The sequence below is a fragment of the Chryseobacterium indoltheticum genome (assembly GCF_003815915.1).
GTDB lineage: Bacteria > Bacteroidota > Bacteroidia > Flavobacteriales > Weeksellaceae > Chryseobacterium > Chryseobacterium indoltheticum.
In genome coordinates, this window is sequence record NZ_CP033929.1 from 1,229,873 (window position 1) to 1,248,323 (window position 18,451).

General features: G+C 34.5%; 18 protein-coding genes. 4 read left to right on the forward strand and 14 right to left on the reverse strand.

The features are described from left to right. Nucleotides 1–25 precede the first annotated feature (25 nt). A complete protein-coding gene (locus tag EG358_RS05695; RefSeq protein ID WP_076562459.1) occupies nt 26–562 on the forward strand; it encodes a hypothetical protein in 537 nt (178 codons plus the stop codon). Here EG358_RS05695 and EG358_RS05700 read toward each other — a convergent pair. The 3 genes from EG358_RS05700 to tsaD form a co-directional block, all read right to left on the reverse strand. Further along, complete coding sequence (locus EG358_RS05700; protein ID WP_076562457.1) at nt 555–1,253, reverse strand: RsmE family RNA methyltransferase; 699 nt, start codon at nt 1,251–1,253, stop codon at nt 555–557. The two genes, EG358_RS05695 and EG358_RS05700, sit on opposite strands and share 8 nt — an antisense overlap. A gap of 49 nt (nt 1,254–1,302) precedes the next feature. Next, nucleotides 1,303–1,713, reverse strand: coding sequence for a hypothetical protein (locus tag EG358_RS05705; protein WP_076562455.1), 411 nt, complete (start codon nt 1,711–1,713; stop codon nt 1,303–1,305). A 75-nt stretch (nt 1,714–1,788) separates the two neighbouring features. Next, complete coding sequence (gene tsaD, locus EG358_RS05710; protein ID WP_076562453.1) at nt 1,789–2,805, reverse strand: tRNA (adenosine(37)-N6)-threonylcarbamoyltransferase complex transferase subunit TsaD; 1,017 nt, start codon at nt 2,803–2,805, stop codon at nt 1,789–1,791. Between the two features lie 4 nt (nt 2,806–2,809). Here tsaD and EG358_RS05715 point away from each other — a divergent pair, with 4 nt between their 5' ends. From EG358_RS05715 to EG358_RS05725, 3 genes are all read left to right on the forward strand, one after another. Beyond that, a complete protein-coding gene (locus EG358_RS05715; RefSeq protein ID WP_076562451.1) occupies nt 2,810–7,609 on the forward strand; it encodes a translocation/assembly module TamB domain-containing protein in 4,800 nt (1,599 codons plus the stop codon). Between the two features lie 129 nt (nt 7,610–7,738). Continuing rightward, nucleotides 7,739–8,209, forward strand: a complete 471-nt coding sequence (locus EG358_RS05720; RefSeq protein ID WP_066678756.1) for an Lrp/AsnC family transcriptional regulator — start codon at nt 7,739–7,741, stop codon at nt 8,207–8,209. A gap of 68 nt (nt 8,210–8,277) precedes the next feature. Next, complete coding sequence (locus tag EG358_RS05725) at nt 8,278–8,667, forward strand: hypothetical protein (RefSeq protein WP_076562449.1); 390 nt, start codon at nt 8,278–8,280, stop codon at nt 8,665–8,667. Between the two features lie 214 nt (nt 8,668–8,881). Here EG358_RS05725 and EG358_RS05730 read toward each other — a convergent pair whose 3' ends face one another. From EG358_RS05730 to EG358_RS05780, 11 genes are all read right to left on the reverse strand, one after another. Beyond that, complete coding sequence (locus EG358_RS05730; protein WP_076562447.1) at nt 8,882–9,826, reverse strand: transketolase family protein; 945 nt, start codon at nt 9,824–9,826, stop codon at nt 8,882–8,884. Between the two features lie 89 nt (nt 9,827–9,915). Continuing rightward, entirely contained in the window at nt 9,916–10,767 is an 852-nt protein-coding gene (locus EG358_RS05735) for a transketolase (RefSeq protein ID WP_076562445.1), read from the reverse strand. 451 nt (nt 10,768–11,218) lie between these two features. Further along, complete coding sequence (locus tag EG358_RS05740; RefSeq protein WP_076562443.1) at nt 11,219–11,812, reverse strand: transposase; 594 nt, start codon at nt 11,810–11,812, stop codon at nt 11,219–11,221. Between the two features lie 82 nt (nt 11,813–11,894). After that, nucleotides 11,895–13,469, reverse strand: a complete 1,575-nt coding sequence (locus EG358_RS05745; RefSeq protein ID WP_076562441.1) for a sodium:solute symporter — start codon at nt 13,467–13,469, stop codon at nt 11,895–11,897. A 359-nt stretch (nt 13,470–13,828) separates the two neighbouring features. After that, complete coding sequence (locus EG358_RS05750) at nt 13,829–14,110, reverse strand: GNAT family N-acetyltransferase (RefSeq protein ID WP_174565108.1); 282 nt, start codon at nt 14,108–14,110, stop codon at nt 13,829–13,831. Between the two features lie 2 nt (nt 14,111–14,112). Beyond that, entirely contained in the window at nt 14,113–14,511 is a 399-nt protein-coding gene (locus EG358_RS05755) for an OsmC family protein (protein WP_076562439.1), read from the reverse strand. 50 nt (nt 14,512–14,561) lie between these two features. After that, a complete protein-coding gene (locus EG358_RS05760) occupies nt 14,562–15,092 on the reverse strand; it encodes an NADPH-dependent FMN reductase (protein WP_076562437.1) in 531 nt (176 codons plus the stop codon). A gap of 42 nt (nt 15,093–15,134) precedes the next feature. Beyond that, a complete protein-coding gene (gene blaCPS / locus EG358_RS05765) occupies nt 15,135–16,007 on the reverse strand; it encodes a CPS family subclass B3 metallo-beta-lactamase (protein WP_076562435.1) in 873 nt (290 codons plus the stop codon). Nucleotides 16,008–16,040: 33 nt separating this feature from the next. Then, the gene (locus EG358_RS05770; RefSeq protein ID WP_076562433.1) at nt 16,041–16,940 is read right to left on the reverse strand and encodes a pirin family protein; all 900 of its coding nucleotides are present in this window, start codon (nt 16,938–16,940) and stop codon (nt 16,041–16,043) included. A gap of 76 nt (nt 16,941–17,016) precedes the next feature. Continuing rightward, nucleotides 17,017–17,334: a GNAT family N-acetyltransferase gene (locus EG358_RS05775; RefSeq protein WP_076562431.1), complete on the reverse strand. Its 318-nt coding sequence runs from the start codon at nt 17,332–17,334 to the stop codon at nt 17,017–17,019. Between the two features lie 139 nt (nt 17,335–17,473). Next, on the reverse strand, nt 17,474–18,349 hold the full coding sequence (locus EG358_RS05780) for a pirin family protein (protein ID WP_076562429.1): 876 nt from the start codon (nt 18,347–18,349) through the stop codon (nt 17,474–17,476). Between the last annotated feature and the right edge of the window lie 102 nt (nt 18,350–18,451).

Consider the following 18,451-nt stretch of genomic DNA (forward strand, 5'->3'; position numbering starts at 1 on the left):
GTTATTATTAAAATTTTAAATCATCATGACAAGATTATTTTCTGTTTTATTTTTCCTTTTCTATGGCTGTATGTTTCCTCAATTGAAGTTTGATACACTCTCTCCCAGAAGATTAAAAACTACAGTTACTCCTGCAATATTGGTGGGTTATCATTATGCAGGTGATGCAAAAGATAATACTGAAACATTCAGAGCATCGCAAATGCATATCATTGAAGTTGTTTTTGCTAAAATCATTGAGTATGGCGGAAATCACGGTGCAGCAAAAGTATATTATGTGGGAAGTGATTTTATATTTAATAATCGGTATGATTTTTTTATGGCTCCTAAAATCGGAGTAAGTTCCAGTGCAGGAATTGCTTTGGGTGCAGAAGTGCAATTCCAGACTAATTTTGAAAAAGTAATTCCACGAGTAATGCCATATTTTGGATTTGGTGGCGGTGGCGGAAAACTGACTGTCGGATATAATTTTAGGTTATTAAAAGCCGAAAATTTTCCGATCAATACTCTTCAGATAGGAATTACCTGGCCTATAAAAAGGTTTAAAGAGAAAACTATTTAATCATTTTATTATAATTCCAAGCAGCTACAAAAACTCCTGCTGTTTCTGTTCTCAATCTTTGATTTCCTAATGAAACCGCTTTAATTCCTTTTTCGGCTAAAAACATAATTTCCTTATCTGAAAAATCACCTTCAGGGCCAATCAAAAAAGTATAGTTTTCTAGTTGTGGAATTTCATTTAAAACTATTCTTTCTAACTTTTCATTACAATGTGCGACAAAAGTAGTTTCAGAATTTATTTTTTTTAGAAAATCCTGAATTTTAATTAAACCATTTATAACAGGAAAATGAAATCTTAAACTTTGCTTTGAAGCCGCAATTGCCTGTTTTCTGATTTTATCAATATTCAGATTTTTACGTTCAGTTTTTTCGGTTTGAAGAATTGTAACTTCAGAAATTCCCATTTCTACAGCCTTTTCTACAAAAAATTCGATACGGTCGATATTTTTAGTCGGCGCAATGGCAATATGAAGTTTTGGACTGAAATCAGATATTTTGGTTTTAATTTCAGCAACCTCAATTCCGGCTTTTTTTCCTTCAATAATTAATGCTCCGGAAGCAAGATTTCCCTTTCCGTCAGTTACATGAATTTCTTCGCCATCTTTCATGCGAAGAACTTTTACGATGTGCTGCTGCTCTTCATCGTTAATGATTGCTTTTCCGTTATTGATTTCGCCAAAAAAAAGTTTCATAAAATGGAATATTTAGAATCTGTCTGATTTTGATTAAGTTAATTTGCTATTAAAAAAAGATCTCATTTTCACTAATAAATGCCACTCCGGTTTTTATTGTGGTATAAATATCACCATCGCAATCTCTGTAAGAACACATATAGATTTCCTCAATCCAAACGTTATTCATGAAAATCAAATTCAAATATTCGTTTTTTCTTAAATTATTTTTGATCGATAAATAATCTCCTTCTTTTGGCTCGAAAGGAAAGCTGAAAACATTCTCTGAATTTATTTTCTCTATAATCTCTTCCTTTACATTCTGAATATATCCAATTTCTGAACTCGCCATTAAATAATCCTCGTCTTCAGATTTTTCTGTCGCTTCATTTTTCCCGGTAATGGTCTCTAAAACCCAATAATATTTTGAGTTCTTTTTAGATTGCGTTCCCAGTACTTTTTCTTCTAATAATATTTTCATCTGTAGATGTTTATTGTTTAAGTCGTTATTTTAACAAATTTTCTACCCTTTAGGGTCGGTGAAAGAAAATTTCTTTTATAAATCGTATTTCGAGGTTGCTGTAGTTCTTAAATCTGTAAACTCACCGCGTTCAAATTTCAGTTGTGCTACCATTGCAATCATTGCTGCGTTATCGGTGGTATATTCAAATTTCGGGATATAAATATTCCAGCCCAATTTGTCGTGATTATCCTGCATCACTTTTCTCAATGCTGAGTTGGCAGAAACGCCACCTGCAATCGCAACTTCTTTGATGTTTAAATCTTTAGCTGCTTTCTCTAATTTATTCATCAAAATTTCAATGATACACTTTTGTACGGAAGCACAAAGATCATTCATATTTTCTTTAATGAAATCAGGATTTTTCCTAACTTCTTTCTGAATAAAATATAAAACCGAGGTTTTAATTCCACTAAAAGAGTAATCGTAATTTTCAAGTCTTGGCTTATTAAATTTGAAAGCATCCGGATTTCCTTCTTTGGCTAATCTATCGATGATTGGACCTGCAGGATAATCAAGATCAAAAATTTTCCCGATTTTATCAAAAGCTTCACCGGCAGCATCATCAATTGTTTTCCCGATAATTTCCATATCGAAATAATCTTTTACCAAGACAATCATCGTATGTCCACCACTTACGGTAAGACACAAAAACGGGAATTTTGGCGGCACAGGATTTGCATCGTCAATGAAATGCGCTAAAATATGCGCCTGAAGGTGATTTACCTCTATTAAAGGAACATCCAAACTCATAGCGAGCGACTTAGCAAAAGAGGTTCCTACAAGCAGGGAGCCCAAAAGTCCGGGACCTCTCGTAAAGCCTATGGCAGAAATTGCATTTTGTTGTATATTTGCTTTGAGTATAGATTTTTCAACAACAGGAATGATATTCTGCTGATGAGCACGAGAAGCCAGCTCCGGAACAACTCCACCATATTCTTTGTGGATTTCCTGATTGGCTGCAATGTTTGAAAGAATAGAATTCCCTTTGATAATAGCTGCTGAAGTGTCATCGCAAGATGATTCGATACCTAAAATTATAGAGTCGCTCATAATAATGGCAAAGTTAGAGAATAATAACGAAAATGAGAACAAAAAATCGGTAGCTGAAAACCTGGGAGATCAGGTACAAAAGACCGTAGAAAATGTTCAGGAGACTGTGAAAGAGGCTTCTGAACTGGCTTCAGACGCTATAAATCATCCGATTGACACTGCACAAGAGTTTGGTAAGCAGGCTGCGAAAGATGTCGTGAGCTATTCTTGGTGGGCGAAGTTATTGCTTTTTCTTTTCTGGACTCTGCTTTCAATCGTAGTTATTGTTTTTATCGCAATCAATTTGCCGGTTACCAAAAGATGGGCTGCAGATCAGGCTTTACAGATTGTCAATAGAGATTTTAAAGCTAAAATGTCTACCGAAAGTGTAGAGGTAGATTTCTTTGGAGATGTTACGATTAAAGGTTTAAGAATAAAGGATTATAAAAACTTAGACTTTATTAAGGCAAGAGAATTTAAAGCCAATTCAGACTGGTTCTCTTTGGCAACCAATATCGGGAAAAACAATTCTCTTAGTTTTAATGCTTTGACGCTTAAAGATGCAGACATCAAAGTAGTAACCTATAAAGGCGACAGTATTTCAAACTTCATTCGTTTTACACAACTTTTTGATAGCGGTAAAAAGAAAGATCCTACAAAACCACCTTTTCAGCTCAATGCACGTCTTGAAATCTTAGACTCTAAAGTTTCGATTGTTAATCAAAATTCTCCGGGAGAACCAGGAAAATGGTTAACTGCAACCAATGTGAATCTGATCGCTCCAAAAGTAAAAGTAAACGGAGCTAACATCAATGCTCGTATTGATAATTTCACCTTTACGACCAAAAGATGGGGCAAAGCTCACTTTGTTGAAACATTTTCTACCGATTTTTCTATGACCGAAGATTTTCTTTCTTTGGGAGATCTTACTTTAAATACCGATCATTCACTTCTTCAGGGAGATATTAAATTTCACTTAAACAAAGGTTCCTGGGCAGATTTTACCAATAAAGTAAAGTGGGAAATGAATATGAAACTGGGAAGCCAGGTAAGCGGATATGACATCTCTTATTTTGTGACCAACTGGGATAATTTCATTCCGTTTAATGCAAGCGGAAAAATGACTGGTCCTTTAAATAATTTCACTCTGGAAAACTTTTTGATCAGAAACCCAAGTGTAAATATTGCGACCAAAAAACTGAAAGCTGAAAATCTTTTAAACGGTAATTTCTTGATTGAAACCAATGATCTTTCAGCAGATTTTACGTATAAAGACCTGAAAGCAATGATGCCGACTTTCGTTGCTTCAAAGATGAAAAATTTTGCTGATGATTTCGGTAAATTAAAATACAACGGAACAGCGAAAGTAACTCCAAAACAGGTTTATGTTTCTGCAGGTAATCTGATGACAGGAATTGGGCAGGCGAAAATCTCTAATTTCTCTTTAACGGATTACAGTACAGCGTTGCCTAAATATAAAGGTTATGCCGAAGTTAATGACTTAAATACTTCCATAATTACCAAAAGTAAAGCAGTTGGTTTGATTTCGGGTAAATTTAATTTAGACGGACAAAGTTTTGATGTCAACACGATGCGATTGAGCACAAAATCTCAGATCTCAAGTATTGAAATCATGAATAAAGAGATCAATAATGTGGTTTTGGATGGTCTTTTAGATCATAAAAAATACAACGGATTGATTACTGTAAATGACGAGCAGGCAAAAGCAACGGTAAAAGGTTTAATAGATTTTAGCACCTCAAGAATTTCTGCAAACGTAGATGCTGATGTTGCCTATTTAAATATGAATTATTTTACCGACAAGGCTGGAAGCCAGGTTGTAAGTGGTAGAGTAAATGGTAAAATGGCAATGTCTACGCTGAATGATCTGAATTTGGATGTAGAAGCTTTTGATGTAAATTTTGCAACAGCGGATCAAAAATATCATATTCCGAATGCTAAGCTGAAAACTTTTGTGGAAGGTGGAAATCGTTCAATTTTAGTGGACGCACCAGGCGCAGTAAACGGGAAAATTTCAGGGAAATATAATCTTGCCGATTTAGCAGGAATGGTTGAAAATGGTTTAGGGAAAATTTTGGTTGGTCCTGAGCCTAGAAAATTATATCGTGGACAAACTTTCGCCATGAATTTTGATGTTGAACAGGGTTTGGTTGCTTATTTTCTACCTGATCTGAAACTTCCTCAAGGTGCAAAGGTGGAAGGAGAATATGATGGTAATTCAAATAATCTGATCTTAAATCTGGATGCAGCTTCTCTGAAATATATCATGACAAAAAAGGAGGAGATCACCGAAGCAGACCGTGCTTTGGCAGAAGCGAACCCTGATTATAAAATTGATGACAGAGTAGCGGTTACACGAGACAGTGCAATGGTCGACAGTGTAATGGTAAGAATTAATACTGCCAATACAGAACAGCAACTTTACGCAAAAATAAGCAGACTAGAATACAATAAAAATATTCTTAAAGACGTCATACTTACGGGCAAAAATGAGAATAATTCAGTTTTAAGGATTGCTACCAATTTCAAACATGGAAATCCGGATGATGAATTGAATAATACTCTGAAAGATTATGCAGTTAATTTTAATCAGTCTACCAATCCCGAGGGAGATTATGTTTTCAGGTTTGAACCTACTGAAATTAATTTAAATAATGTGAAATGGTCGATAGACACCAGTCCGGAGCTTGATCATTATATAAGTTACCGCAGAAAAACATCTGATTTTGAAATTCATAATTTAAAAATTTACTCAGATGATAGTTCATTACTCATCAACGAATCTATATTTAAATCTGCAAAAGATTTTTATGTGGATGCTGAAGTTCAGAATTTTGCTGTTGAAAAACTTTTAGAAATGCAATCGGGTGGAAATCCGATGGATATTAAAGGTTTAGCCAATGGTAATGTGAAAATCAAGATGGATAAAAGCACGTTGCAGCCATTGGTAGATCTTACTGTTGATAACATCATGATGAATGGTAATGATATGGGCGATCTTACGATTTCTGCAGTCAACGGATTTTCTCTCAATGTATATGATGTTGACGTAAAAGTGACTTCGGCAGGAGTAATTGGCAATAATAATCTACATCTTACAGGAACTGTAAATAACAATACACCGTCGCCAACAATTGATTTGGTCACTGAGCTCAGAGATTTTGATCTCGCATTTACACAGCAGTTTGTGCAAACAATTTTTGGTAATTTGAGAGGGAAAGCGACCGGAGATCTGAAGATCAATGGAACACTGAAAAATCTTGATTACAGCGGTGATATTGCCTTAAAGGAATTCGGCTTAAAATTATTATTTACAGGTGTAGATTATTCTTTTGACGATACCGTGATTCCGCTTTCTAAAGGTTTGGCAATTTTAAACAATATTGGTGTTCATGATGGAAGATCAAACTCTCAGGGAACTATTTCCGGAGCTATACAGTTTGAAACTTTATCTTCAATGGGGGTCAACCTCGTAATGAGAGCAGACAATCTATTGATGCTGAATACCACTCAGAAAGAGTATGATCTGTTTTGGGGAAGAGTTTACGGACAAGGTGATCTGTATGTTGACGGACCTGTTTCTGCTTTAAATCTTTCCACTCCCAATATGAAAGCATTGAATGGAAGTACATTTACTTTCAATTCGAGTTCAACTTCCAATGTTGAAGAATTTAAAATGCTGAGGTTCTTGAAAGAAGGAAAAGATGGCTTGGTTACGTTAGAAGAAAAGAAGAGAACGGGAGCCAATATGAATATCGATTTTAGTTTGGATGTTGATAAAGGTACAACGGTAAATGTTTTGGTAGGTGATGACGTGGGAAATATTACGGTGAAAGGAGTTGCTGATGATTTGAGATTCCAAATGAACAGAAAAGGAAGTATTGCCATGAACGGATCTTATATGGTTGACAGCGGAACTTTTGTATCTAAAGCAATCCTTAACAGAACTTTCCAGATCCAAAAAAACAGCAGCATCAGATGGGATGGCGATGCGATGAAACCTGCTTTGGATATCTCTGCCAACTATGTAAGGATGGTTTCCAATGCCGGGCAATACCTAAATATGGGGCAATTACAGCCGATAAGTGTTTTGCTGCAAGCCAATATTACCAATACTTTAAATGACCCGAAAATTGCATTGAATGTGACAGCTTTGGATGTTTCCAGCCAGGTGAAAGAAACTTTGGCCGCAAAAATTAATCAGACGGAAGGTGAAAATGTTTTACAGTTTGGTTCTATTTTGCTGCTTAATATGTTTAATGTTTCCAATTCCGGAGGAGGGTTTGATATCGATGCGGTAGGTGTTGCAGAATCTTCAGGTTACAATATGCTTTTGAAACAACTTGGTTCTGTTTTGAATACGGTAAGTAATGAATTTCAAATAGATTTGAATTATGTAAAAGGAAACGACCAGTTTTCAAACAGTGGAGACCGTGCTAATGCGGGTGTTAGTTTTGATCTTTCACCCCGAGTTACGGTAAAAACAGGTTTGGGAATTCCACTTTCAAGAACTGAAAACACAAGTAACAATTATCTGTCTGGTGAAGGATCGGTAGAATATGATATTTCTAAGAAAAACGACGGTACATTGGTCTTGAGAGGTTATTCTAAGCCAACCAACATCGGAATGGGCGTAGGAACTGTAGGTACTAATGGTTCTGCAAATCAGGCGTATGGTGGTGGTATCGTATGGAGTAAAAGCTTCAATTCTTTCTTTAAAAAGAAGAAAAAAGACAAAAAGTCAGTCACTGTCAAAACTGAAATAAAAACAGATTCTGTAAAATCAGACGGCAAAAAGCCTTAAATTTTTAATGATTTTTATCATACATGTTAATTATTGTTAATGTTTGATAATATTTTTTTAGTTTAATTATTTTTTTTAATTTTGTAAAAAAATTTATCGATTTTTTAGGAAAAATATAATTTCACTAATATGAACTATCAACTGGACGAAATAGACAAGAAAATTCTTGACTTCTTAGTAGAAAACACAAGAATGCCTTTTACAGAAATTGCTAAGCAGATGGATGTTTCTGCGGGTACAATTCACGTAAGAGTGAAGAAAATGGAAGATGCAGGTATTATTTTAGGATCATCTCTTAATCTTGATTATGGTAAACTAGATTACCATTTTACAGCTTTTATCGGAATTCTTTTAACAAAATCAAACCGTACGCAAGAGGTTTTGAAAGAGTTGGGAACAATTCCAAACGTTATAGAAGCGAGTGTTATCTCAGGAAAATACAACATTTTCTGCAAGGTAAGAGCTAAAAATACAAACGACGCAAAAAGAATCATCTATCAGATTGACGACATTCAGGACGTAATGAGAACTGAATCTATGATCTCTATGGAAGAATTCTTAAGCGATAAAAACAGATTGATCAACGCAATCTCAATTTAATCGAATTTTAGACGATATAAATACCAAAGAACTTATGAAATCATTCATAAGTTCTTTATTTTTGCAGTATGGAAAAGGAATATAAAGAATACAGCTATTTTGATGTAGATCCGAAGAAAGGGTGGGGTTTTATTTTGGCTCTGGCTTCTCTGCTTTTGTTTACGATCATGGGCTTGGGAATAGATGTTGATGAGTTTCTTCAGCACGAATTCCTCAATATACCGAGATGGTATTTCTATGTGATTTTCACAATTGATGCTTTAATGGTGCTAAGTTTGGTTCTGATGTTTTTTTACAGAAAAATTGGAATGTTCGCTTTTCCTGTATTATTGGTTTTTCATTTTCTGATGCATAATTATTATCTGTCTACTTTCTTATACACAGACGTTACCAATCTTTTTCTTTTTACAGGTTTTGGAATGTTGGCAATTATCCCAAAGTGGAAATTTTTCAGATAACTGAATTTAAAATATAGTTTATTTAACCATTAAGAATTAATTCAAGGAGCTTAGAATATTAAGATCGCTTGGGATTTAGAGTTCATGTGAACTTAAAAATCAGAATGATTAAATTTAACTAACCTTAAATCTTAATTTACCTTAATGGTTCAAACTTTCTACAAAAAAAGCATCCAAAATTTGGATGCTTTTCTTTATTTCAAATGAAATATTATTATGCTAAAATTCTTTTCACCGCTTCTTTTACAGCGGCAGCGTCAATTTTATATTTTTTCATTAATTCAGCTGGTGTAGCAGATTCTCCGAAAGTATCATTAACCGCAACGAATTCCTGTCTTGTAGGTCTTCTTCTTGCTAGCATTCCCGCAATTGATTCACCCAAGCCACCTAAGTAGTTGTGCTCTTCAGCAGTTACAATTTTACCTGTTTTTTCAACCGATTTTAAGATAATTTCTTCGTCTAAAGGTTTAATTGTGTGAATGTTGATTACCTCACAAGAAATACCTTCTTTTTCAAGCTCGTCAGCAGCAACCAAAGACTCCCAAACCAAGTGACCTGTTGCAACAATCGTTACGTCAGTTCCTTCTTGCAAAAGAATACCTTTTCCGATTTCGAAAGGCATATCTTCCGGAATGAAAACAGGAACGGTTGGTCTACCGAATCTCAAATATACCGGACCTTGATGATCAGCAATTGCCAATGTTGCAGCTTTCGTCTGGTTATAATCACAAGGATTAATTACCGTCATGCCTGGAAGCATTTTCATCATACCGATGTCTTCCAAAACCTGATGCGTTGCTCCGTCTTCTCCTAAAGTAAGACCTGCGTGAGAAGCACAAATTTTTACATTTTTATCAGAATACGCAATAGACTGACGAATCTGGTCATACACTCTTGACGTAGAGAAGTTGGCAAAAGTTCCGGTAAAAGGAATTTTCCCTGTGATGCTTAAACCTGCGGCAAGACCCATCATATTTGCTTCTGCAATACCAACTTGGTAAAATCTTTCAGGAGCTTTTTCGATGAATTTTTCCATTTTCAAAGAACCGATAAGGTCTGCGCATAATGCAACAACATTTGGGTTTTTATCAGCCAATTCAGCTAAACCAGCCCCAAAACCTGAACGTGTATCTTTTTTTTCTGTATATGTATATTTCATGAGAATTTTAAATTTTGATAATTGATAAATGATGTGTGATCAACGATATTGAATCGTATCATTTATCAATGATAATTTATCATTGATAATTAATAGTCAGCTGGAGCTTCCAGGTACAATTGTTTGAATGCAGTATCCAATTGATCATCATTAGGAGCTTTACCATGCCAAGCGTGAGTTCCCATCATGAAATCAACCCCATTACCCATTTCTGTATGAAGAATAATTACCACTGGTTTTCCTTTTCCGGTTTCCGTTTTTGCTCTTTCAAGAATTCCGATTACCGCTTCAAGGTCGTTACCTTTTTTCTCTTCCAAAACTGTCCATCCGAAAGATTCTAGTTTTGCATGAAGATTTCCTAATGAAAGTACATTTTCTGTGCTTCCGTCAATTTGCTGTCCGTTGTAATCAATTGTAGAAATGATGTTGTCTACTTTGTTTGCTGCAGCATACATCAATGCTTCCCAGATTTGCCCTTCCTGCAATTCTCCGTCTCCGTGAAGTGAGTAAACTAAAGAGTTATCACCGTCTAATTTTTTCCCCTGTGCAACACCTAAAGCTACAGAAAGCCCTTGTCCCAAAGATCCTGAAGCAATTCTTACCCCTTCCAAACCTTCGTGAGTGGTTGGGTGACCCTGCAATCTTGAGTCTAATTTTCTGAAAGTTCTCAATTCGTCAATCGGGAAGAAGCCAAATCTAGCCAAAGTAGAATAGAAAACCGGCGAAATATGTCCGTTTGAAAGATAGAAGTGATCTTCATTTTTACCTTCCATTGTGAAAGGAAGATTATAGTTCATTACTTTACCATACAATGCTGTGAAGTACTCAGTACAGCCCAAACTTCCACCCGGGTGCCCTGAATTTACAGCGTGAACCATTCTTAAAATGTCTCTTCTGATTTGTGTTGTAAGAGATTTCAGCTCTTCAATACTTTTACTCATATATTAGGATTTATTTGCATGCAAATTTACAATTTTTTGTCGGCTTACGGAAATGCAAAATCTGAGACTTTTTACGCAGATTTAGTTTTATTTACTTTGCCAAAGTTGAACATCTTTGACAAAGCTTAAAGAGATTTTAATTAGTCTTTAGCCGAACTTAAAATTAAACAATGGAAGAAATTTGACATTCTGACATGATTTTCTTCTATACAGTTTCTGTATCATCGCTATATCATCTCTCCGTCCGGATTTTATTTTGAATTTGATGAGAAATATTTAAACAGACACTTTGGCAGTAATTTATAAATTGATGGTTGTGTGCTCAACCTTGTCAAGGTTAGATAATTTTTTGCCGGCTTACGGAAATTTAAAAATCCAGAGTTTGAATTGTAGATTTTCTTATTGAAAGACTGAACCTTGTCAAGGTCACAGAAGAGCATTTTCGTAAAACTTAAAATTGGTAATCTATTTGTATTTTATGACACATGATAAAATTTTCTTTATCCTCAAACATTTCAAGTACTTCATTTCTTTTTAATAAAGTTTTAAAATTGCTGAGAATAGTTTTGTAAGAAGAATGTTTATAATTTTTAAAGTCTTCTGAACCAGGATTTTGATGAATGTAGATTACACATTTTCTAAGATACTCTTCAGAAGTAATTAACTTCCTTTTGAATGGTGACTCTATTAATGCACCGTGTCGATTATTTTCTTTATTGAATGCTTGCGAATAAGAATTAAAAACTTTTGAAAATTGCTTAGAAAATATATTTTGAGAAGCATGTAAACCTTTTTCTATATTTTTATCTAAATGGGAAGTAATTTCATTTAAATATTTATCACTCTTAATTTTGACTAAGAGATGAAAATGATTTGGCATTAAGCAATATGCATAAACATCACAAACACTCAAGAGATTATTTTTAATTTTATTTATGAAAAAATGATAATTTCTCGCTGTTTTGAATATTGCTTCACCATTAATTCCGCGATTATAAATGTGATAAAAGCAATCTGCTTCTATGGGGGTAATTCTTATATCCATTGTGTTTTTTTAAGTACTGTTTCTTTGAGCTGTTTTATTAACCTTGTCAAGGTTCGAAACCTTGACAAGGTTAATAATAAAATTAAACCACTTTCAGATAATTCTTATTTTTCACCAGCCACAAACCAATGAAAGTTAGTAATCCGTTCAGAATAATCAGCTCTACACCAATTCTGTAATCGGTATAAATGGTTACCAACATATTGATCAGATAAGTTAAAACCGGTGCTAAAAGTGTTACCGCAAGAATTGAATATTTTTGTGAAATTTTAAATTTGGTAAAAATTCCGAAGGCAAAAAGTCCTAAAAGTGGACCATAAGTATAGCCGGCGATTTCCATAATCAAATAAACAATCGACTTGTCATTCATTGCTTTGAAAACCATAATTAGGATAAAGAAAACAACCGTAAACGTTAAATGGATCTTCATACGAAGATGTTTTTTCTGTTTTTCTGTTCTTGTTTTATCTTCATTTAAATTGAGTAAATCTACACAATACGAACTTGTAACAGCCGTCAATGCGCCATCTGCAGAAGGGAATAAGGCAGAGATTAATCCGATGATGAAAATCACAGCGATTGGCATCGGGAAATATCCGTTAAGTGACAAAGCCGGGAATAAATCGTCGCCCATAATATTTTTCACATTTCCTGCAGCGTCTTTAAATCCGAAAATATTAGATACGACTTCTTTCCCTTCTATTATATTTGTAATTTGAGAATATCCTGCGCCATTTTGTAACGCAAAAAGATAAAGTAATCCACCTAAAAATAAGAATGCAAGATTTACAAAAAGCAATGTTCCTGCAAAAGTCAGCATGTTTTTCTTTGAATTCTGTAGATTGTCAACCGAAATGTTTTTCTGCATCATTTCCTGATCCAATCCGGTCATTGCAATAGTAATAAAGATTCCTCCCAAAATGGTTTTCAGGAAAAATGTCTTGGAATTCGGATCAAAATTGATAAAATGAGTGTAATTTTTCTGTTCTAAAATCGTGTAAGCTTCGCCAAAAGATAAATTTAAATTAGATAAAATGTAAACAATACATGCAATTAAACTGATAATCATAAATGAAGTCTGCAAAGTATCGGTAATGACAATCGTTTTTACACCGCCTTCAAAAGTATATAAAAGTACCATTAATAGAAGCACCGAAGCCGTTACCCAAAACGGAACGCCTAAACCTTCCAATAAAAATATCTGTAAAACATTGACTACCAAATATAATCTTGCGGTTGCTCCGATCGCTCGTGAAACGATAAAAAATACTGAACCGATTTTATGCGCCTCTACATTGAATCTTTTTCCTAAATAGGTATAGATTGAGGTCAGATTCATCTTATAATAGAGTGGAAGTAATATGGCAGCCACAATAAAATATCCGATGAAAAACCCGATCACCATCATGTAATATTCAAAACCACCGAAAATATATTCGCTTCCGGTCATTTTGCCGACCGTTCCCGGAACGGAAATAAAGGTAACTCCACTTAAGCTGGTTCCGATCATCCCGAAAGCAACGAGCCACCATTTACTTTTTTTGTTTCCGATGAAAAAAGACTGGTTATCAGAATTTCGGCTCGTAAAATAAGAAATCACCAAAAGACCAATGAAATAAACAAAAACAAATAGCAAAAGTATAGTTCCGGAATTCATGTTTACAATTTAAATTTCAGCAAATATAGTTTTTTTTCGAATGTAGCTGAATGCTGGATGTATGATGATGGAAGTTTTGGACAAATTGTAATTTATACGAAATAAGATTTGAATTAAAAATAAAAAAATCCGTGAAGAAAAAACTTTAAGATTAATTAAAATTCTTTCTTCACGGATAGATACCCTGTAATTTTTTTGCCACGAATGCACGAATTTAATTGATACTATCTTTTCTTTATTTAAAATACGTGCATTCGTGGCGATTTATTTTATTCCCACAGATTTCACAGATTAGCACAGATTTTATTCTCATTCATCTGCGAAAATCTGTGAAATCTGTGGGATTTTAACATCCCGTTTTATAAAACATCCCGCAAATCTTCATTTTTCTGGAAAGTCGCTTTTGCAAACGGACAAAGAGGAATAATCTTTTTACCATTTTCTCTTGCAAATTCTACCGCTTTTATCAGCATTTCTTTTCCTACACCTTTTCCGTTGTAAGCCTCTTCAACTTCGGTATGATCGATAATGAATCGGTCTTCACCTGCCCAAGTATAGGTCATTAATCCTGCTTTGTTTCCATCAATCAAAGCTTCAAAGCTTCCGTGTTTTTCGTCGTTGTTTTGTTTTACGTCTATCATATTTAAGAAAATTTGGTTTGAATTTCTATTTCGTTAGTTAACATTTTGTGTACCGGACAAGCATCTGCAATGGTGTGAAGTCTTTTCAGCTGTTCTTCACTCAAATCATTTCCTTCAAAACTAATGTTTCTTTTAAAAACTGCCAATTTTGTTAAAGGAAAATTTTCCAGCTCGACTTCTACGTCTATTTTTTCAACATTCCACTCTTTTCTGTCGATATACATTCTAAGCGTGGCTGCAGTACAGCTTGCCAAGGAGGTTGCGAGAATTTCAAAAGGATTAAACCCTTTATTTTGTCCGCCTTTGTCAATCGGTTCGTCAGTAATCAGGCGGTTTTCGCCTGCGATAACTTCCGTGTAATATTTTGTAGTACCTAAACTTGCTTTTACAGTTACGGCCATTATTTGTTGATTGTTTTTAGTTGATAGTTGTTGGTTTATTGAAAATCGGTTTAAGCAATCTGACTTTTAAAACTCTCAATTTTGTTATTTAAATCGTTCAGCATTTCAGGATTGATAACACCACTTTCCAAATCGAAATTTTCGTAAAATTGAGGTAATGAAAAAGTTTCCTTTACATCTGCCGCAAATTGTGGGAAAAATGTTTTTGCTGTATTCATGACATTTCCGCCACCATAACCTCCCGGTGAAGTGCTCATTAAAAGCATCGGTTTATTCTGAAAAACTTTTACATTAATTCTTGATGCCCAATCAAAAACATTTTTGAAAGCTGCCGAGTACGAACGGTTGTGCTCTGCTAAAGAACAGATAATGACATCACATTCTTCAATTTGTTTTAAAAAGTTATGCGCTTCATCCGGAAAACCTTTCTTTTCAAGATCAACAGAAAATACAGGCATCGTGAAATCATTAAGGTCGATTAAATTGATCTCGTGTTCCTGAAAGTTTTTCAGAACAAATTTTACCAGCTCTCTGTTGATAGATGTGGAAGAAGTACTTCCTGCAAATGCTAATATTTTCATGTGTATTTATTTTTAAATTTTAAAAAGAAAATTCGGAATTAATTATTTTTTCGCTGAATCTTCTTTTACTTTTTCCAGATAATCTTCTTCGAGACTTTTGAGCCTTTTAAAATAATTTTCTTTATCCATAAACAACTTTGGGTTGTAAGAATCTCCTTCTTTTCGCTTTTTATGAAGATCAAACTGACTTGCATGTGAAGCTACCCAAACATCGAAATTTATTTTTTTCATGGCTTCAAAAGTATATCCATAATCTTTTTGAATAGTAGGATATTTCTTTACATCAGAGAATTTATGGTCAATAATAATAGAAGGTAAATTGGCAATCAAAACTTTGTAATTTTTGTTTCCTTCTTTGGTTTCAAATAAAAAGCTGCACGATCCTTTTGTGTGACCTGGATGATGAAGTAAGGTCAATACCGTATTTCCCAATTTTATTTTAGCATTATTTTTCAATAAAAAATCAGGCTGTACAGGTTCAAAAGTAACGCCGTATTTTCCCATTTCGTAGTCAGATTTTCCACCACTTTTCAGTTCATTTGCATCTTTTTCGTCTACATAAAGTTTTGCACCGGTTTCTTTTTTTATTTGAGCCATTGCTCCCATGTGATCGTAATGAGCCTGCGTTAAAGTAATAATTTTAATGTCTTTATAATTGAAACCCAACTTTTCAATATTTTTTTTAATGGTAGAATAAGAATCCGCCAAACCTGTGTTGATCAAAATGTTGCCTTTATCGGTCACAATCAGATAAGATGCAAGATCGTAAGTTCCTACATAATACAGATTCCCCACAATTTTGAAAGGTTCGTAGTTTTTAGACCATTCTGCCGGATTATTTTTAGGTTCTGTTACGGTTTGCGCAGTTCCCAAAAAAGATAAGCATAATAAAAATAAAAGTGTCAGGTTTCTCATTTATAAAAAATCGGGATATTCATTAAAATCAAATTATTTTCTGTTTAAAATAGCTTTAGGAAGCGGAACAAATTCCTTTTCGTCTCCGGGAACCAAAGGAAAAGCTTCGTGATTCTGATCGTTCCAGTTTACTTTTGCCTGATCAATGACTTCTTTGTCTGAATTTACAAAATTCCAGAAAATGAAACGTTCTTCATCAAAAGGTTCGCCTCCGAAAAGATAAACAGTTGCGTTTTCGCTCATTTCAAACTCGCAAAGTTGGGTGTTTTTGGCAATCAGCAATTGTTTTGAACCGTAAGAATTCTCTTCAATGTTTACCGTTCCGTCTAAAACATACATTGCCGCTTCACCGTAAAGATCTTTCCCGATACTGATTTTTTGTGCGGTTTTAGTTTTAATTTCAATAAAAAATAATTTACTGTGCACAGGAACCGGAGACTTTTTACCAAAAGCTTCACCTGCAATTAGTTTATAATGAACTTCTCCTTCTTCCCAAACCGGAAGCTCGTTGGCTTCAGTATGATGAAAAGTAGGCTCGCTTTGCTCCAAATGTTTTGGAAGACCTACCCAAATTTGAAATCCGTGAAGTTTTTTATCTGTATTTCTTAAATATTCAGGAGTTCTTTCTGAGTGTACAACGCCTTTTCCGGCAGTCATCCAGTTGACAGCTCCAGGTTTTATTTCAAGAGCGCTCCCAATGCTGTCTCTGTGAAAAATAGATCCTTCCAAAAGATAAGTTAAAGTAGAAAGACCAATGTGAGGATGTGGCGGAACATCAAGATTTTGATAATCTTTTAATTCTGCAGGCCCCATGTGATCGATAAAAACGAAAGGACCAACCGCTCTTTTTTCACGGAATGGCAGTAGTCTTCCAACTAGAAAATTTCCTATATCTGCGGATTTTTCTTCTAATATAAGTCCGATATTTGACATGAATGTTGTGATTTAAGTTTTTTGTGAGAAGCTAATTTAATTAAAATTTCTACTATTTAAGATAGTTTAATAAAAATTAAAGTTTGTCGTAACCCTCAAATCTTTGGTCTACAATACGTTTCCATTCAGGATTTTTTTTGATGTATGCAAAAACATACGGACAGAACGGAAGCAACTTTTTGCCGCTTTCTTCTATATAAATCAAGGATTTTTCTACTACCGCAGCGGCGGCTCCGGTTCCTGCCAATTCAGGCTCGGCTTCCGTATGGATCAGGGATATTTGCTGACTTGTTTCTTTATAGTCAATAAATGCAAAATGGCTGTTTAGCTCAATTTCAAATCTTTTCTTTTCTTCGTTTTTTACTAATGGAATATTTTCAAGTTCTGGTTTCATAATGTTTATATTTTTTAAGTTTTATAAAAGAGAATAACGTTTGTCATTCTGAAAAGGATCTCGACTTTAAAAAAATAAGGTTAGATTCCTGCGGAATGACAAACACTATTCTAATTTTTATGAATATGATTTTATTTAATTAGTCTTCCAAATACCCGAATTTTCCGGTATTGAAATCTTCAAAAGCCTGCATGATTTCTTCTCTGCTGTTCATTACAAAAGGACCGTGTGGAAAAATAGGTTCATTTAAAGGTTCCCCACTTAGAATTAACACAACTGTATCTTCTGTTGCTTCAATAGTAAAGTTTTCACCTTCATTTTCAAACAAAACGAAATGATTAGCTGATACTTTTTCTTCACCGTTGACCAAAATACTTCCTTCAATTACCAAAGCTGCGGTATTAAAATTTGCTCGAAAATTAAATTCTGCTTTTCCACCTGATTTTAATTTAGCATTCATCAAATTGACAGGACTGAATGTTGTGGCAGAACCTTTTATATTTTGATATTCTCCGGCAATAATTTCTACAAATCCGTTTTCACCTAAATCTGCTCTTTTTATTTCTGAGTTTTTAATCGCCTGATATTTTGGCTTGCTCATTTTATCTTTGGCAGGAAGGTTTACCCAAAGCTGCACCATCTGAAAAATTCCTCCGGTTTTTGACCATTCTTTTTCATGATATTCTTTATGTAAAATTCCACTTGCTGCAGTCATCCACTGTATGTCTCCTTCACCAATAATACCGCCACCGCCTGCACTGTCATGATGTTCTACTTTACCTTCATACGCAATGGTAACGGTTTCGAAACCTCTGTGTGGATGTACTCCAACCCCGCGAGGTGTTTCTGAGCCATTGAAATGAAATTTAGAATTATAATCGAGCATGATAAAAGGATCCATTCTCTTCATATCTAAACGAGGAACGCTCGGAATAAAATTGTGTACTCTGAAACCATCGCCCACAAAATGCGCAGGCTTTGGCGAGATTACTATTTCTACTTTTTTTGTTGTCATAATAGATGTTTTTATTTTAAACAAAATTAGGACAGTCAGAAGAGAATTACATTGATGTGTGGTAAGTAAGTTTGAGGGAATGAGAGTTATAGAGTTTTAGAG

What these genes read in the sequence shown, in the direction of transcription:
- EG358_RS05695 (WP_076562459.1), top strand. Translation starts at nt 26, where the DNA reads ATGACAAGATTATTTTCTGTTTTATTTTTCCTTTTCTATGGCTGTATG.
- EG358_RS05700 (WP_076562457.1), bottom strand. Translation starts at nt 1,253, where the DNA reads ATGAAACTTTTTTTTGGCGAAATCAATAACGGAAAAGCAATCATTAAC.
- EG358_RS05705 (WP_076562455.1), bottom strand. Translation starts at nt 1,713, where the DNA reads ATGAAAATATTATTAGAAGAAAAAGTACTGGGAACGCAATCTAAAAAG.
- tsaD (WP_076562453.1), bottom strand. Translation starts at nt 2,805, where the DNA reads ATGAGCGACTCTATAATTTTAGGTATCGAATCATCTTGCGATGACACT.
- EG358_RS05715 (WP_076562451.1), top strand. Translation starts at nt 2,810, where the DNA reads ATGGCAAAGTTAGAGAATAATAACGAAAATGAGAACAAAAAATCGGTA.
- EG358_RS05720 (WP_066678756.1), top strand. Translation starts at nt 7,739, where the DNA reads ATGAACTATCAACTGGACGAAATAGACAAGAAAATTCTTGACTTCTTA.
- EG358_RS05725 (WP_076562449.1), top strand. Translation starts at nt 8,278, where the DNA reads ATGGAAAAGGAATATAAAGAATACAGCTATTTTGATGTAGATCCGAAG.
- EG358_RS05730 (WP_076562447.1), bottom strand. Translation starts at nt 9,826, where the DNA reads ATGAAATATACATATACAGAAAAAAAAGATACACGTTCAGGTTTTGGG.
- EG358_RS05735 (WP_076562445.1), bottom strand. Translation starts at nt 10,767, where the DNA reads ATGAGTAAAAGTATTGAAGAGCTGAAATCTCTTACAACACAAATCAGA.
- EG358_RS05740 (WP_076562443.1), bottom strand. Translation starts at nt 11,812, where the DNA reads ATGGATATAAGAATTACCCCCATAGAAGCAGATTGCTTTTATCACATT.
- EG358_RS05745 (WP_076562441.1), bottom strand. Translation starts at nt 13,469, where the DNA reads ATGAATTCCGGAACTATACTTTTGCTATTTGTTTTTGTTTATTTCATT.
- EG358_RS05750 (WP_174565108.1), bottom strand. Translation starts at nt 14,110, where the DNA reads ATGATAGACGTAAAACAAAACAACGACGAAAAACACGGAAGCTTTGAA.
- EG358_RS05755 (WP_076562439.1), bottom strand. Translation starts at nt 14,511, where the DNA reads ATGGCCGTAACTGTAAAAGCAAGTTTAGGTACTACAAAATATTACACG.
- EG358_RS05760 (WP_076562437.1), bottom strand. Translation starts at nt 15,092, where the DNA reads ATGAAAATATTAGCATTTGCAGGAAGTACTTCTTCCACATCTATCAAC.
- blaCPS (WP_076562435.1), bottom strand. Translation starts at nt 16,007, where the DNA reads ATGAGAAACCTGACACTTTTATTTTTATTATGCTTATCTTTTTTGGGA.
- EG358_RS05770 (WP_076562433.1), bottom strand. Translation starts at nt 16,940, where the DNA reads ATGTCAAATATCGGACTTATATTAGAAGAAAAATCCGCAGATATAGGA.
- EG358_RS05775 (WP_076562431.1), bottom strand. Translation starts at nt 17,334, where the DNA reads ATGAAACCAGAACTTGAAAATATTCCATTAGTAAAAAACGAAGAAAAG.
- EG358_RS05780 (WP_076562429.1), bottom strand. Translation starts at nt 18,349, where the DNA reads ATGACAACAAAAAAAGTAGAAATAGTAATCTCGCCAAAGCCTGCGCAT.